The organism is Geobacillus sp. CAMR5420 (genome assembly GCF_000691465.1).
GTDB lineage: Bacteria > Bacillota > Bacilli > Bacillales > Anoxybacillaceae > Geobacillus > Geobacillus thermoleovorans.
Map to the genome: position 1 here is coordinate 1 of NZ_JHUS01000057.1, position 13,831 is coordinate 13,831.

The window sequence follows — 13,831 nt, forward strand, 5'->3', positions numbered from 1 at the left end:
TTGTTTGACACCCCTGCATCATACCAAGAGGGCTTTTTTTGATCAAGTCCCCGGAAAAGCTCCTAACGGGAATGCTCCTTTAACGATTGTTTTTTCTCCATTTTTCCCGTAAATCGAGCAAAACATTTGTCCAGCGCAACGCCTTGCCCCATTTTCCTTGCCCCAGGCCCGCCCGCGCCGACAAACCGGCAGCCGCCTGCCGAAGCGCGCGGTTGAGCGAACGAATCGTGCCGCCGATCTCTCCGACCGCTTCGATTGCGCCATTTAGCGTTTCTACTTTTTTTTGCACATCGCTGGCGATGCCGTTGGCCGTATGGAGAAGTTCACGAACTTCTTTCGCCACCGTTTGCACTTGCTCATCGGCATGGTCGATCGCCGCCGTCAGCCGGCGCAGCGTTTCCTGCAAAACGATGAGCGTCCTGGCTATGTAAACAACAAGCAGCAAAAAAGCAAGCGCGATGAGCGACACGCTTCCATACAAAAGCCATTCCACCCGATTCCCTCCTTGCCCATTCGAACGTTTCATTCCCTTTGTACCCATCTTTTCCCGCTTTCAAACTTCGACATAGAAAAGACGGCTTCCTTTTTGAAACAGGAAAAAACGGGCCATCTTCATCACAGCCCGTTCCCTGTCGGCCGTCAGGCGGAAAGAACGGCCCGTTCGTACGCTTGTTGAAACTTTTGAATGTCGCCGGCGCCCATGAACACCAACACCGCATCTTGATGCTGCTTCAACACGGCTACGTTTTGTTCCTCAAGCAGCTGGGAACGCGGAATTTGCGCCTGCAAATCACGGATCGTCAGCTTGCCCTCATGTTCGCGCGCCGAGCCGAAAATGTCGCACAAATACACGTGGTCCGCTTGCAGCAAACTTTCGGCAAACTCGCGCAAAAACGTCTGCGTCCGCGTATACGTATGCGGCTGAAAAATCGCCACCACTTCGCGCCCCGGATATTTTTGCCTTGCCGCCTCCAATGTCGCCGTAATTTCGCGTGGATGATGCGCGTAATCATCGATCAGCACTTGGCGCCCGACCGTTTTTTCACTGAAGCGGCGCTTCACGCCTTGGAACGTTTGCAGCCGCTTGGCGATCGTGCCCGCATCCACCCCTTCGTAGTGGCAGAGGGCGATCACGGCGAGAGCATTCAATACGTTATGAGTGCCGAAGCGCGGAATGGCAAACGAAGCGAAAAATGTGTTGCGCACGAACACATCAAACGCCATCCCTTCCGTCGTCTTGACGATATTGCGCGCCTGAAAATCGTTTTCTTCGCCGAATCCATAAAACAAAATCGGCACTTTCGCCTGAATGTTCGGCAAATACGGATCATCCCCGCAGGCGACGATCGCTTTTTTCACTTGATTCGCCATTTGCTGGAAAGCGGAAAACACATCGTCGACATTGGCAAAATAATCCGGGTGATCAAAGTCAATATTTGTCATGATCGCATAATCTGGAAAGTAGGAAAGGAAGTGCCGGCGGTATTCGCACGCTTCAAACACAAAGTATTTGCTCCCTGGTTCTCCTTTTCCCGTGCCGTCTCCGATCAAATAGGACGTTGGATGGGCTCCTTGCATCACATGGGCAAGCAACCCCGTCGTCGTCGTCTTTCCATGCGAACCGGTCACCGCGATGCTCGTAAACTTGCCTGCCAGCTGGCCTAAAAAGCGATGGTAACGAATGACAGGCACACCAAGCTGACGGGCCGCCTCGATTTCCTCATGCGTATCCGGAAATGCGTTGCCGGCAATGACCGTATAACCTGGACGAATATTGTCTTTCGAAAAAGGCAGCACCGGGATTCCCCGCTCTTCAAGCGCCTTTTGCGTGAAAAACCATTTCTCTACATCCGACCCTTGCACCGTATAGCCAAGGTCATGAAGCACTTGCGCGAGCGCGCTCATCCCCGTGCCTTTAATGCCTACAAAATGGTAAGCTGTCATCGTTAAGCCCTCCAACCATCGTCTCTCTGTAAGACAGTATATGATATCCATCTCGTTTTGCCATTTCTCTCATTGCGGTGCACCATTCATTTCCCCATTATAGCACGCAAGGAGGCAAAACACTACCGCCCGCCCAAAGGAGGCCGCCCGCCCTCAGCTGTTCTGCTCGCGCCAGCGCTCCCACTCATCCTCGCTCATCAACACATCGCGCGGTTTGCTGCCGCGCGCCTCCGAAATCAACCCTCGTTCCTCCATCATCTCGATCAACCGGGCAGCGCGGTTGTAGCCGATGCGGAAATGACGCTGCAGGCTCGATGTCGACGCCCCTCCTTGGGCGATGACAAACCGGCACGCCTCCTCGAACAGTTCGTCATCCTCGCCGCCCATCGACGCCGTTTGCCGAAAATCGTCCGGATCAAACAGATAGGATGGGCCTTGCTTCTCTTTCACGTGCGCTGCCACCCGCTCGATCTCCTCATCAGAAATAAAGCAGCCTTGCAGCCGCACCGGCTTGGCCGAACCATTTTCCAAAAACAGCATATCGCCGCGCCCAAGCAGCCGCTCAGCCCCATTCACATCTAAAATGGTGCGCGAATCGACTTGGGAGGAGACGGAAAACGCAATGCGCGTCGGAATGTTCGCCTTGATCAATCCCGTGAGGACATCGACCGACGGCCGCTGCGTCGCGATCAGCAGATGGATGCCGCACGCCCGCGCTTTTTGCGCCAGCCGGCAAATCGATTCTTCGACATCGGCTGGAGCGGCCATCATGAGGTCCGCTAGCTCATCAATGACGATGACGATGTACGGCAGCGGCGGCTCGCTGCTTCCGCGTTCGCGAAGATGGGCGTTATACTTTTCAATATCGCGCACGCCGGCGTGGACAAACTGTTCATACCGCCGTTCCATTTCGCCGACCGCCCACTTGAGCGCCCCCGCCGCCGCCTTCGCCTCGGTGATCACCGGGCTGAGCAAATGCGGCAGCCCGTTGTACGGCGCCAGTTCGACCATTTTTGGATCAATAAGCAGCCATTTCACTTCGTGCGGCGCTGCTTTATACAACATGCTGATAAGCATCGCGTTCATGCATACGCTTTTTCCCGACCCGGTCGCCCCGGCGATCAGCCCATGCGGCATTTTTCGGATGTCAGTCACGACCGGCGCACCGCTAATGTCAAGCCCAAGCGCCACGGTAAGCGGCGATGGGCTTTTACGGAACGCTTCGCTTTCTAAAATTTCCCGCAGGCGCACCGGACGGCTCGTTCGGTTCGGCACTTCAATGCCGATCGTCCGTTTTCCCGGGATCGGCGCCTCGATGCGAATGTCCTTCGCCGCCAGACTGAGTTTGATATCATCGATTAAACTCGTAATCTTGCTCACTTTCACTCCTAAATCCGGCTGCACTTCAAACCGCGTCACCGTCGGTCCTTGCGTCGCCCCAACGACTTTGGCGCCGATATGGAAGCTCGCAAACGTCCGGTCCAAACGCTGGCATTGGTCGCGAAGCCACTGCTCGTCGCGTTCGGCCGCTTTCTCGGGCGGTTCAAGAAGCGCCAATGGCGGCAGTACGCAGCCGTTCGATCGATTCGCCGCCTTTTCTTCGAGTTTGCGCCAATCTTGCTTGAACATGATCACATTATACGGGATGCGCGTTCGTTCGGGGCGGGAAGCCTCCTCCCGGCCCGCGGGCGCCGCCGAGTGACGGATTTCGCGATCTGGGGTCGTCTCCCGCTGTTCTGTCGAAGAAGCGCTCCCTCCGTCTCCATTCTTCCTCATCTGTGACGGCACCCCTCGTCCTTCGCTCTCCAAGCCGCCGTCTGTTGCGTGCGGCGCGCGTTCGTTGCCTCGTTCGTCCAGCTCCCGCCCTTTCTTTTCATCCGCCTCGGCATCACGTTCTTCCTGCCCTGCCGCCGGCGCCAGCTCATGTTTTCCTTCCGTTTCCATAACAGCCGCGGGCATCGCTCCGCTCGCGTCTTCGTTCCATTCCTCTGCCCCCTTGGCCAAAGGCGCCTCTTCTTTTGGCGGTTCAGCCGCCCGGCTTTCCGTGCCCTCTCGCGCGTCTCGCCGTGTCGCTTCGCCGCGGAGGGCCTCTTCCCGAACCGCCTCATCGCTCCGATTCTCCATGTCCCCCGCACCGGTCAGCCCGGGTTCATCCGCTCGTTGCCGCTGTTTCCCCCGATTCCGATCATATCCAAAAACCGGGGATGGCACATCGGACGGGCGGAACGGCCGTTTTTCCGCTATTTCCCTTGAAACGCCAGCCGACGGGCGCCGACTCGGCAGCGGCCGGGATGCCTCGCTTTTCGCCCGCCCCGACCTTTCCCGATTTTCACCGGGCTGGTCATCCGGAATCAACGGAAAGCGGAAGCGGCCTTGCGGATATTGGTAAATGACATTCACCGCGCCGCGTTCGGGCATGCTGGCCGACAGAGGGGAATTCGCTCGCTGTTCGTTCCCTTCCTCTTCCTCATCGCTCGTGAGAAAACGAAGCCATCGTTTCCAAAATTTCATCCATCACGTCACTCTTTCTTTGCCTTCATTGTCGGAAAAAACGCCACTGGCGTCGTTCCAGTGGCGAAACAACAGTCGGAATCCGTCTGCACCGCCCGTCGGAACGTCAAAAAACGAACGGCTGGCCGACCTCATACTCATCGGACAGCACCAAAATGCCTTTCTCCTGCGGGGCGTTTGGCAGCCCAAGCTCGCGGGCCGAACAAATCATGCCGGATGACCGGACGCCGCGCAGCTCGCTTTCTTGAATGACGAGGCCGTTTGGCATCACGGCGCCGATTTTGGCGACGACGACTTTTTGCCCTTCGGCGACGTTCGGCGCTCCGCAGACGATTTGCAGCACCTCACCGCCGACATCGACTTGGCAGACGCTCAATTTATCGGCGTTCGGATGCTTCGTTTTCTCTTTCACATATCCGACGACAAACTTCGGCGACAAGTCAGCTTCGATCGGTTCGTCAAAACCGTTTTTCGCCAAGATGTCGTTGATGACGCCGACGAGCTCCTCATTCACTTCCAGCGGACCGTTGCCGGAAAACGGATAGTACGAAGACGCGGAAAAAATGTTATAGCCGACCGTCTCGCCCGTCCGTTCGGACATGATGCGGACGACATCGCCTTGTCTGACAAACGTCCGTTCCTCATCCGCCGCCGGTTTCAGCGACACGAGCAGCACGTCGCCGACCCCTTCTCGGTTGTAAAACACGTTCATCGCTTCATTCCTCCTTGCCGCTACGTTCTCCGTTTTTTTCCTAAAATAAAAATCGGTTCAAGTTTCCCATTTTCGTATAAAAACGACAGCGCCGTGATCGGCACGCGGCCGCCGGCAAAAAAGCTCATCGTCATTTGCGCGAGCACGTCATAACCGATGTCGTTGCGGACATCAGCGATAACAAGCACATCTTGATGCGGAACAGCGACGGCCATCGTTCCTTCCACGCGCGCCCGCATGCCGGCCAAAAACGATTCGTTTAAAATGCGGCTCGCATCATACCCGTCATTGGTGTTCACAAAATAAAACACGTTGTCCGCCACCCGGTCCTCTTTCACCGGCGTCGGCAGCGACCGAACGTTGAAACGGGCGATTTCCTTCACCCGCTCGCGGCTCCAGTTGTCTTTCTCCAGCATGCGCTCATCAATCAAGCGATACGTTTTGCCGAGATCAAGCGCATAGTAAATGCGCGTTTCGGCTGTATGATCATCAAACAGCAACGGAATGCCTTCTTTCGTCTCCGTCGGAAACGACGCCGAGCGAATGACGGGATAAATGTTTCGCTCGTTGCCGGAAAGCGCCGCGTCTTCCTCCATCGTTTTCAACGTTTCCTCTACATAATAAACGACTTCGCGCACCGCCTCATCTTTTTGTTCGTGCCATTTGGCGATCACGCCGGGAAGCGAGATCGTGACGCCTTTTTTCGTGCGGCGGTCTTCGACGCGCATCGCGTCTTGCTTGGCGTCAAAGCGAAACGTCCAGTGCCGGTGGGCGACGAGGCGCTCTTTAATCTTCTCATACATTTGCCGGCTGTTCATTCGTGTTCCTCCTTGTTTTGCCGGCGGCCGTGCCTTCCGTTTCCCTCTTTCGGCCGGGACTTGGCCAAAGGCGCATCCGGCGTTGACAATGCCAGGCCATGCCCGTGCGGCGTTTTCCACCGTTTGACGTTGCCAGCCGCTCGGTCTAGATCCTCGCGCGGCCCGCTCATTCAGCCGCCCGCCATCATCGGCATGACCTGACCGTTCGTTATTTATCATACATGGAACGACCCGTTTTGACAAAGCCATTCATATTGACCGGCCAAAAGCTCGACAATGTGGGAAAACATCGCCGATCGGTCAACGCGCCCGTTCGTCAATACGCCGACCGCGCCTTCTTTCCGCCGAACGTTCCTCCGCCCGGTGTACGCTTCCATCACGTCGCCGAGCTCGCGCCCCGCCTCGATGCCGGCGCCGACGTCCGGCGGGAGGGCGAGGCGGGCGCCGGCGGCGGCCACCACCACTCCGTTTCGGTCAGCGAGCGCCCCCCAGTTGCACAGCCACCATTGCCCATCGATCTTCGTCACGCCGCCTTCCAATCCGATGCCGATGTCCGCCTCCGCCGCTTCGAGCGCCCGTTTGGCGCGCCCGATGGCGCCAAGCCGCGTCTCTTCATCGGACAGCGGCTGCGCGGAAACGCCTGATGGCACCTCAAGCGATACAATGCGGTATTCCTTTTCCGAAAACACCGCCCGAACGGCGGCGATTTTCGCTTCGTTGTTCGTTCCAACCGCAACAGTTTTCATCCAGTGCCCTCCTTGTCATGGAAAAGGAGAAGCGCTCGCTTCTCCTCAGCTGTTTTGGCGAATCGTCTCGACCGTTGTCCGGTCGCACCGTTTGACGAGCTCAACGATGAGCTGTTTGGCCGCCGCGTAATCGTCGACATGAATGATCGACGCATGCGTATGAATGTAGCGGGCGCAAATGCCGATCACCGCCGACGGCACGCCGCGGTTGGCGATATGCACCCGCCCGGCGTCGGTTCCGCCGCCTGGGGAAATGAAAAACTGGTACGGGACGCCGATCGTTTCCGCCGTATCAAGCACAAATTCGCGCATGCCGCGGTGCGTAATCATCGTCCGGTCGTACAAGCGGATGAGCGCTCCTTTGCCGATATGGCCGAACGCCTGCTTGTCGCCGGACATATCGTTGGCCGGGCTTGCTTCCAGGGCAAAAAAGATGTCCGGGTTGATCATCGAAGCCGCCGTCTGGGCCCCACGCAGCCCGACCTCTTCCTGCACGGTCGCCCCGGCGTACAAGACGTTCGGCACTGTTTCGCCGTTCAGCTCTTTTAACAGCTCGATCGCCAATCCGCAGCCAAACCGATTGTCCCACGCTTTTGCCATCACGGTTTTTCCGTTGGCAAGCAAAGTAAACGGGCTGACCGGCACGATCGGCTGGCCGGGGCGAATGCCGACTCGTTCGGCATCTTCACGGCTTTCCGCTCCGATGTCAATCAACATGTTTTTGATCTCCATCGGTTTTTTGCGCTGCTCCTCATCAAGCAAATGCGGCGGAATCGACCCGATCACGCCGATGACCGGCCCTCCGTCCGTGATAATCTGCACGCGCTGGGCGAGCAGCACTTGATCCCACCAGCCTCCTAGCGGCTGGAAACGAATCATGCCGTGATCCGTGATCGCTGTCACCATAAATCCGACTTCATCCATATGGCCGGCGACCATCACCGTCGGGCCCGCCTCATCACCGCGTTTGACGCCGAAAAGGCTCCCGAGGCGGTCTTGCACAATATCATCGGCGTATTTCGCGAGCTCTTGGCGCATAAACTGCCGCACCGGATGTTCATAACCCGGTGCGCCTGGAAGCTCGGTCAACGTTTGGAATAATTGCAGCGTGTCCTTATTCATCACGCGTCTCCCTTTCTATGTTCGATTTCACCGTTCCGTTTCTTTCCGTCCTTCTTACATGTTCCGCCAAAATCGGCTATACTAAACCGTATCAAAGCGAAAAGGAGGAAAGAAACATGGCTTGGAAACAGTGGCTCGTCGGCGCCGCCGTCGGTGCGGCCGTCGTCTATGCCATCCGCTCCGCTTCCAAACCGGCGCTCCTTGCCCCGGAACAAGCGCTGGCGCTGGCGAAAGCCGCGCTTGGCGGTCCGCGCGCCATCCGCGGTTCCTGGATTCAATCCGCCCCGGAGCGGTATGAGAAAAACGGCCTGGCGTACACCGTATACCGCGGCGGCGTCTGCCGCGACGACGGGGATGACGAGTTTTTCATCAACGCCTACACGGGAGCCATCGTAGACGCCAAGCCGCTGTCATAGCGGCCGCTCCCGCTTCACGGCGGCGGCCATCGTCCCGTCTTCCTGCCATTTCACAGCCCGATAGTAGGCATCATGGTAGAAGGTAAACCACGCATTTTGCTTTACGCCGTACGGGAGCCATCGCTGTTTGGCAAAAATCGAATCCATCGGGTAATCGTCGTACGCCATCACCCAAAGGACGTTTTGATGGGCGTGCGTGCCAAGCAAATCGCCAAGATGAATGGCCATCTCCCCGTCTGATTCGATGAGCACGATCGCATGCCCGGCGCTATGCCCGCCGGTATGGACGAGGCGGATGCCAGGAACGACTTCCGTTTCCTTTGTAAACGGAACGACTTGATCCGCGATCGGCTCCCAATTTTCTTTCCAATACGTATTGCGCGATCGGATGTTTGGGTTTCGCATTTCCTCCCACTCGACATCCGAGGTAATGATCGCCGCGCGCGGAAACGCCGGCACGAGCCGTCCGTCTTCCCAAACGGTCAATCCGCACGCATGGTCAAAATGCAAATGGGTCATGATGACGATGTCGATGTCGCGCCGCGTCAGCCCGAGCTTGGCAAGCGATTCATCAATCGCTGATTCTTCCGTGACGCCGAAGTTTCGCTTTTGCTTGTCGGTCAGCTTGCCGTTGCCGATGCCGGATTCAATGAGCAGCCGTTTTCCATAGGCTTCCACCAAAATCGGATCGGTGCGCAGCTCGATTTGATTGTTATCGTTCGGCGGATATTTTTTCGACCAAAGCGGTTTCGGCACGACGCCAAACATCGCCCCGCCGTCAAGATGGGTGACGCCGCCCCGAAGCCATGTCAATGTGACTTGTCCAATTCGCAACTGTTCCATTTCCTCTCTCCCCCCTCCACTAGTGTACCATTTTCTCCATCAATCGGAAATAGAAAAAGACCCGACCAATCGGTTCGGGCCTATGACGACCGCCGCGGCGGGCGCACCGCCTCGCATCGGTAAATGCGGTTTCCTTTGGCAGAAAATTTTTCCTCATACTCTGTCATGACATTGTCCGTCATGCCGCTTTGATGCAAGTCGAGCTGGACCGATGCGAGCACAAACCCATATTGCGACAAACTGACAAGCGAGTATTCGAAAAACGATTGATTGTCCGTTTTCAAATGGATGTCTCCGTCTTCCGCCAAAATGCGGTCATAGAGCGCCAAAAAGTCCCGATACGTCAGCCGCCGCTTTTCGTGCCGCTTTTTCGGCCATGGGTCGGAAAAGTTCAAATAAATGCGCGACACTTCCCCGTCGGCAAAAAACGCGGTCAGATCTTTCGCATTGGCGTTCAGCAGCTTGACGTTCGCGAGCCCGCTTTCGATCAGTTTGTCAAGCGCGGACACGAGCACGCTCGGGTACAGCTCGATGCCGATGAAATTGACATCCGGATGAAGTTTGGCCATTTCCGTGATAAATTTGCCTTTCCCCGTCCCGATCTCGACATGGAGCGGTTGGTCGTGGCCGAACAGCTCGCGCCATCGCCCGCGCTTTGTTTCGGGATCGGGAATGACGTATTGCGGATACGCGGCGATTTTGTCTTTCGCCCACGGTTTGTTGCGCAAACGCATATTGACACCTCAGCCTTGTTTCCGTTTGTTGGTTTGACGATACCACACTCGCGCCAAAGAAGCAAACGCGAAAAAACGCCCGGGCTTGAACGCTCTCCCACCTACGCTCACGCGTAGAAGTAGGGGGTCTTTTCGGTTTCGAATCATAAACTCGGCTCGATCCGGGCATGATAAAACCGTACAGCCTGGCGAAAGGATGGTGACCAGCATGCCGCTCAACTATAACCATCAATTGACCGTACTTCGCGACATTTTATCCGAACATCAGCTCGATTGCTGCGGAACGGTTTCCGAATGCGAACAAATTGAACGGCTCGCTAAATCGCTGCTCGCCAACGATGAGGTGGACGGCCAAGTCAAGCAAATTCTCCCCCATATTTACGCTTATGGCCAAGGCGGGAAATACAGCGCTGATTTAAACGCCCACATTTCCGCCCACCAAGGCCAGCTCGCCGACTGGGTGAATGGGCTGTCCTGACCGCGGCGTCTCCGTCATCGGCAGCGGAAACAAATGGCGCGGCGGCAGCCGAACACAGCGATCGCGCAGCCCCCGGCGCCGGCCGTTCGGACGCTGAGGCCTCGCTTGGTCAACTCTCTACCATGACGCGCTTCAATAACCGAAGCGACTGCTCCTTTTCTTTTTGGCCGTCCTTCCCTTTCGGCCAAAACAGCGAGTGCAACGTATGAGCGATCGTATACCACTTTAGGCGGAGGCCAAGCTCCTGGCTCCATTCCCATCCGTACTGGTCGAGCCACGTCTTCCATTCGGCGCGCGGAATGTACAGATGAAGGAGCATGCCGATGTCGATCGCCGGATCGGCGATCATCGCTCCGTCCCAATCGATCAAGTACAACGTGCCATCATCGGCCAGCAGCCAATTGTTATGATTGATGTCACAGTGGCAGACAACATATTCGCCATCCGGCAATGACGAAACATGCTGTTCAAGCCAGTCAAGCGCCTGACAGACGACAGAACCACCGGCCGGATGGCGCCGCTGTTGCTCAGCGAGGAGAGCGAGCATCTTCTTCGCGCGCAGCGGAGATTTGCCGAGCCGCTTCAGCATCGTCACCAGCTCTTTTGAACGATGGATTTTCCTTAGCAGCGCCGCCACTTGCTCGCTTCCCATCTCCCACGGCTTCAGCTCCCGGCCGTTCAGCCATTGCTGGGCCGTAAACACATCGCCGTTTTCGAGCCGTTTCGTCCATACAAGCTTCGGGACGATGCCCTCGGCCGACAATACAGCCAGAAACGGAGAAGAATTCCGCTTTAAAAACAATTTCTTTCCTTCATATTCCGCAAAATACGCATCCCCTGTAGCGCCGCCAGCGGGAGTGATCTCCCACTCCTTACCTAGTAACTGTTCCAAGCGTGTTCACCTGCGACTTAAAAATAGAAACATCTCCGTTTGCTTCTCGCGCCCAAATAAAAAGGACGGCCAGGCCGCGTCCTTCCTCCGTCCGTTTTACTTGTATTATACTGAAATACCGCTCCGGCATGCAAACATTTTTCTCGGCAAACGCCCTGCTTAAAACTGCCAAAGCGGAAGTGCCCCGCGGCTCCCACTCCGATCGGCCGCCCTTTCCCGTTTCGTCTCAACTGGAACACCGTTCATTGGGTGCGCCAAAGACGAGCGCAGCCGCTCTTGCAAAGGGCTGACGACTGAAACAAACAACCTGCTCAACGCCGGTCTTTCTCAAGTGCAGAAGGATTGCCAAATCGGCTTCTCCTTTCCGACAACCCCCATTGGCTTGGCGAACATACTCGTTTTTCATCGGCCTTCCAAAGGTCTTGTGGCGAACCCCGCGCGCCGTCTGAGCGGTCACCCTGCAGGATGGACGAGCACCCATGTGCCGATGCCGTCAAGCCGAAGCATGCTGCGCGCTTGGCCAAAGGGCGTTGTCCCGCATCGCTGTCCGTCGCATACAACCGCCCACTCGCGCTCGTCGGGGAGCGCAATAGCTGTCTCTTTCTCCTCGTTATGATGCACGACGATGATGTCCTCCCAAGGCCCATAGACGGCGACATCATGCAGCCGATAGGCGATGACCGACGGCGGCAGCGGCTCAAGAAACGTGAAATGACGCAGCACTTCCGCTTCCGTCGCGAGGCGGAACGCGCCATGCGCGCGGCGAAGAGCGATCAATCCTTGAACGTAGCGGACGTCGTCTTCATAGCGGCTTTTCCGCCCCCAATCCAGCTGATTGACCGCATCCGGCGATCGGTAGCTGTTCCCATCGCCGCCTTTCGTCCGATAAAACTCTTGGCCGCTGTGCAAAAACGGAATGCCTTGCGCCAACAGAACGATCGCCGTCGCCAGCTTTTGCCGCTTCCTCCGGAGCCATTCCGGCTCATCATGGTTGGCCGCCTCCATCTTATCCCAAAACGTATGGTTGTCATGACATTCGACGTAATTGATTGACTGACGCGGGTGGCAAAACAGCCCGCCGAGCGCTCGCAAGCTCCCGGCAATGGCGAGCTTCACCTGTTCTCGCCCGCCTGGGTTGCCGAGGGCGAACCCACGGTCCGGCAAATGAAAGGTGCTCCCTTTCACCGCATCGCGAAACCGGTCATTGAAATAAGCGAAGCGCGGCAGCTGCTTGGCGTTGGCCATCGTCGCCTTTTGTTCCGGTGGAAGAGGCGTCGGCAAATCCCACCCTTCCCCATACACAAGGATCGACGGATCGATGGCGTCGAGGGCATCGCGCACCGCTTTCATCGTCTCGATATCGTGCACGCCCATCAAATCAAAGCGGAACCCGTCAATGCCATATTCTTTCGCCCAAAACACCACCGAATCGACGATCCAGCGGCGCGCCATCCGCCGCTCCGAAGCGATGTCGTTGCCGACGCCGGTGCCGTTGGCCGGTTGGCCATAGGCGTCGTAGCGGAAGTAATAACCGGGAACGAGCTTCTCAAGCGGCGATTGCTCCCGGTCATAGACATGGTTGTAGACCGCATCCATCACGACGCGCAAGCCATTTTCGTGCAGCGTGTGGATCGCCTGCTTCAATTCTACAATGCGCGCGTATGGATCCGCTGGATCGGTCGCATAACTCCCTTCCGGCGCATATAGATGAAGGGGATTGTATCCCCAGTTGTAAGCCGCTTGTGGGTCGCGCTCATCGACGCCCGCAAAGTCCATAAACGGCATGAGCTGCACATGGGTGACGCCCAGCTCTTTGACATACGAAAGCCCGGTGGCCGTCCCGTTCGGCCCGCTCGTGTTCGTTTCGGCCAGCCCAAGATACTTCCCTTTATGGACGGCGCCGCTGTCCGGGTGGCTGGTAAAGTCGCGGATGCTCAGCTCATAAATGATGGCATCCGTCGGCGAACAGAGCGGTGGAAGCGGCAAAGAGGGCGGCGCCAGCTTCGTTTTCTCCCAGTCGATCACGACGCCGAACTCGCCATTGACCGAAACCGCGGTCGCATACGGGTCCACCGCCTCGCGCCATACGCGGTTGATGCAGGCGATATATGTGTAACGCGCTCGCTCCCAATCGCCGGGGACGACGGCTGACCATACGCCGCGTTCGCCGCGCACAAGCGGCACGCAGCGGATCTCGTCGAGATGCGGATGAACCAGCTTGACGCTAACCGCGGTGGCGGTCGGCGCCCAGACGCGAAATACGGTCTGTTCTTTGAAATACTCCGCTCCTAACGGCCCATCATAGAAAAACCGATCATCAAATGCGGGAGTGCGCACAACGGCGCCGATTTGAACATCGGTCTCCTCCCCGCGGCAAGAACGCACCCAGTATGTCGCTCCAAACTCGAACGCGGATGCAAACCGGCACACATATTTCACCGTCTCCCCAACATCCTCGACGTGCTGCACGGACAGCGGAATCTCCTCGCCGCTCGGCGCCACGAGCGTAAACGGCGCCATTCCATCAAAGCCGAGCGATTTCGGCGCAAGCACAACGATTTGATCCATCTCGTCCAAATAGGCGGCAAACGTTCGGCTGATGTGAAGCATGTGCG

The 13,831-nt window shown here is 57.1% G+C and carries 14 protein-coding genes; 2 read left to right on the forward strand and 12 right to left on the reverse strand.

The annotated features are described in order from the left end of the window. Positions 1-79 precede the first annotated feature (79 nt). The 8 genes from DI44_RS03035 to DI44_RS03005 form a co-directional block, all read right to left on the reverse strand. A complete protein-coding gene (locus DI44_RS03035; RefSeq protein WP_033026013.1) occupies positions 80-493 on the reverse strand; it encodes a DUF948 domain-containing protein in 414 nt (137 codons plus the stop codon). Positions 494-639: 146 nt separating this feature from the next. Continuing rightward, complete coding sequence (gene murC / locus DI44_RS03030) at positions 640-1,944, reverse strand: UDP-N-acetylmuramate--L-alanine ligase (RefSeq protein WP_011232289.1); 1,305 nt, start codon at positions 1,942-1,944, stop codon at positions 640-642. Between the two features lie 153 nt (positions 1,945-2,097). Next, positions 2,098-4,455, reverse strand: a complete 2,358-nt coding sequence (locus DI44_RS03025; RefSeq protein ID WP_033026015.1) for a DNA translocase FtsK — start codon at positions 4,453-4,455, stop codon at positions 2,098-2,100. 106 nt (positions 4,456-4,561) lie between these two features. Next, complete coding sequence (gene ytpR / locus DI44_RS03020; protein ID WP_013144448.1) at positions 4,562-5,167, reverse strand: YtpR family tRNA-binding protein; 606 nt, start codon at positions 5,165-5,167, stop codon at positions 4,562-4,564. 20 nt (positions 5,168-5,187) lie between these two features. Continuing rightward, positions 5,188-5,985, reverse strand: a complete 798-nt coding sequence (locus DI44_RS03015) for a DUF1444 domain-containing protein (protein WP_033026019.1) — start codon at positions 5,983-5,985, stop codon at positions 5,188-5,190. Continuing rightward, complete coding sequence (locus DI44_RS19240) at positions 5,982-6,155, reverse strand: hypothetical protein (protein WP_014196573.1); 174 nt, start codon at positions 6,153-6,155, stop codon at positions 5,982-5,984. The genes DI44_RS03015 and DI44_RS19240 overlap by 4 nt, the downstream gene beginning before the upstream one ends. 45 nt (positions 6,156-6,200) lie before the next feature. Next, entirely contained in the window at positions 6,201-6,731 is a 531-nt protein-coding gene (locus DI44_RS03010) for a DUF84 family protein (protein ID WP_033026021.1), read from the reverse strand. Between the two features lie 45 nt (positions 6,732-6,776). Continuing rightward, complete coding sequence (locus DI44_RS03005) at positions 6,777-7,853, reverse strand: M42 family metallopeptidase (RefSeq protein ID WP_011232294.1); 1,077 nt, start codon at positions 7,851-7,853, stop codon at positions 6,777-6,779. A gap of 116 nt (positions 7,854-7,969) precedes the next feature. Here DI44_RS03005 and DI44_RS03000 point away from each other — a divergent pair, with 116 nt between their 5' ends. Beyond that, positions 7,970-8,269, forward strand: a complete 300-nt coding sequence (locus tag DI44_RS03000) for a PepSY domain-containing protein (RefSeq protein WP_011232295.1) — start codon at positions 7,970-7,972, stop codon at positions 8,267-8,269. Here DI44_RS03000 and DI44_RS02995 read toward each other — a convergent pair. Both DI44_RS02995 and trmB read right to left on the reverse strand, forming a co-directional pair. After that, the gene (locus DI44_RS02995; RefSeq protein ID WP_015375642.1) at positions 8,264-9,112 is read right to left on the reverse strand and encodes an MBL fold metallo-hydrolase; all 849 of its coding nucleotides are present in this window, start codon (positions 9,110-9,112) and stop codon (positions 8,264-8,266) included. The two genes, DI44_RS03000 and DI44_RS02995, sit on opposite strands and share 6 nt — an antisense overlap. Before the next feature lie 80 nt (positions 9,113-9,192). Then, the gene (gene trmB / locus DI44_RS02990) at positions 9,193-9,846 is read right to left on the reverse strand and encodes a tRNA (guanosine(46)-N7)-methyltransferase TrmB (RefSeq protein WP_011232297.1); all 654 of its coding nucleotides are present in this window, start codon (positions 9,844-9,846) and stop codon (positions 9,193-9,195) included. A gap of 208 nt (positions 9,847-10,054) precedes the next feature. Here trmB and DI44_RS02985 point away from each other — a divergent pair, with 208 nt between their 5' ends. Then, positions 10,055-10,324: a YtzH-like family protein gene (locus DI44_RS02985; RefSeq protein WP_033026022.1), complete on the forward strand. Its 270-nt coding sequence runs from the start codon at positions 10,055-10,057 to the stop codon at positions 10,322-10,324. A 109-nt stretch (positions 10,325-10,433) separates the two neighbouring features. Here DI44_RS02985 and DI44_RS02980 read toward each other — a convergent pair whose 3' ends face one another. Beyond that, positions 10,434-11,216 carry a phosphotransferase family protein gene (locus tag DI44_RS02980; protein WP_031206346.1) on the reverse strand — a complete coding sequence of 261 codons (783 nt, stop codon included), beginning with the start codon at positions 11,214-11,216 and terminating at the stop codon, positions 10,434-10,436. A 453-nt stretch (positions 11,217-11,669) separates the two neighbouring features. Beyond that, positions 11,670-13,826, reverse strand: a complete 2,157-nt coding sequence (pulA, locus tag DI44_RS02975) for a type I pullulanase (protein WP_033026023.1) — start codon at positions 13,824-13,826, stop codon at positions 11,670-11,672. Positions 13,827-13,831: the final 5 nt, after the last annotated feature.

What these genes read in the sequence shown, in the direction of transcription:
- murC (WP_011232289.1), bottom strand. Translation starts at nt 1,944, where the DNA reads ATGACAGCTTACCATTTTGTAGGCATTAAAGGCACGGGGATGAGCGCG.
- DI44_RS03025 (WP_033026015.1), bottom strand. Translation starts at nt 4,455, where the DNA reads ATGAAATTTTGGAAACGATGGCTTCGTTTTCTCACGAGCGATGAGGAA.
- ytpR (WP_013144448.1), bottom strand. Translation starts at nt 5,167, where the DNA reads ATGAACGTGTTTTACAACCGAGAAGGGGTCGGCGACGTGCTGCTCGTG.
- DI44_RS03015 (WP_033026019.1), bottom strand. Translation starts at nt 5,985, where the DNA reads ATGAACAGCCGGCAAATGTATGAGAAGATTAAAGAGCGCCTCGTCGCC.
- DI44_RS19240 (WP_014196573.1), bottom strand. Translation starts at nt 6,155, where the DNA reads ATGAGCGGGCCGCGCGAGGATCTAGACCGAGCGGCTGGCAACGTCAAA.
- DI44_RS03010 (WP_033026021.1), bottom strand. Translation starts at nt 6,731, where the DNA reads ATGAAAACTGTTGCGGTTGGAACGAACAACGAAGCGAAAATCGCCGCC.
- DI44_RS03005 (WP_011232294.1), bottom strand. Translation starts at nt 7,853, where the DNA reads ATGAATAAGGACACGCTGCAATTATTCCAAACGTTGACCGAGCTTCCA.
- DI44_RS03000 (WP_011232295.1), top strand. Translation starts at nt 7,970, where the DNA reads ATGGCTTGGAAACAGTGGCTCGTCGGCGCCGCCGTCGGTGCGGCCGTC.
- DI44_RS02995 (WP_015375642.1), bottom strand. Translation starts at nt 9,112, where the DNA reads ATGGAACAGTTGCGAATTGGACAAGTCACATTGACATGGCTTCGGGGC.
- trmB (WP_011232297.1), bottom strand. Translation starts at nt 9,846, where the DNA reads ATGCGTTTGCGCAACAAACCGTGGGCGAAAGACAAAATCGCCGCGTAT.
- DI44_RS02985 (WP_033026022.1), top strand. Translation starts at nt 10,055, where the DNA reads ATGCCGCTCAACTATAACCATCAATTGACCGTACTTCGCGACATTTTA.
- pulA (WP_033026023.1), bottom strand. Translation starts at nt 13,826, where the DNA reads ATGCTTCACATCAGCCGAACGTTTGCCGCCTATTTGGACGAGATGGAT.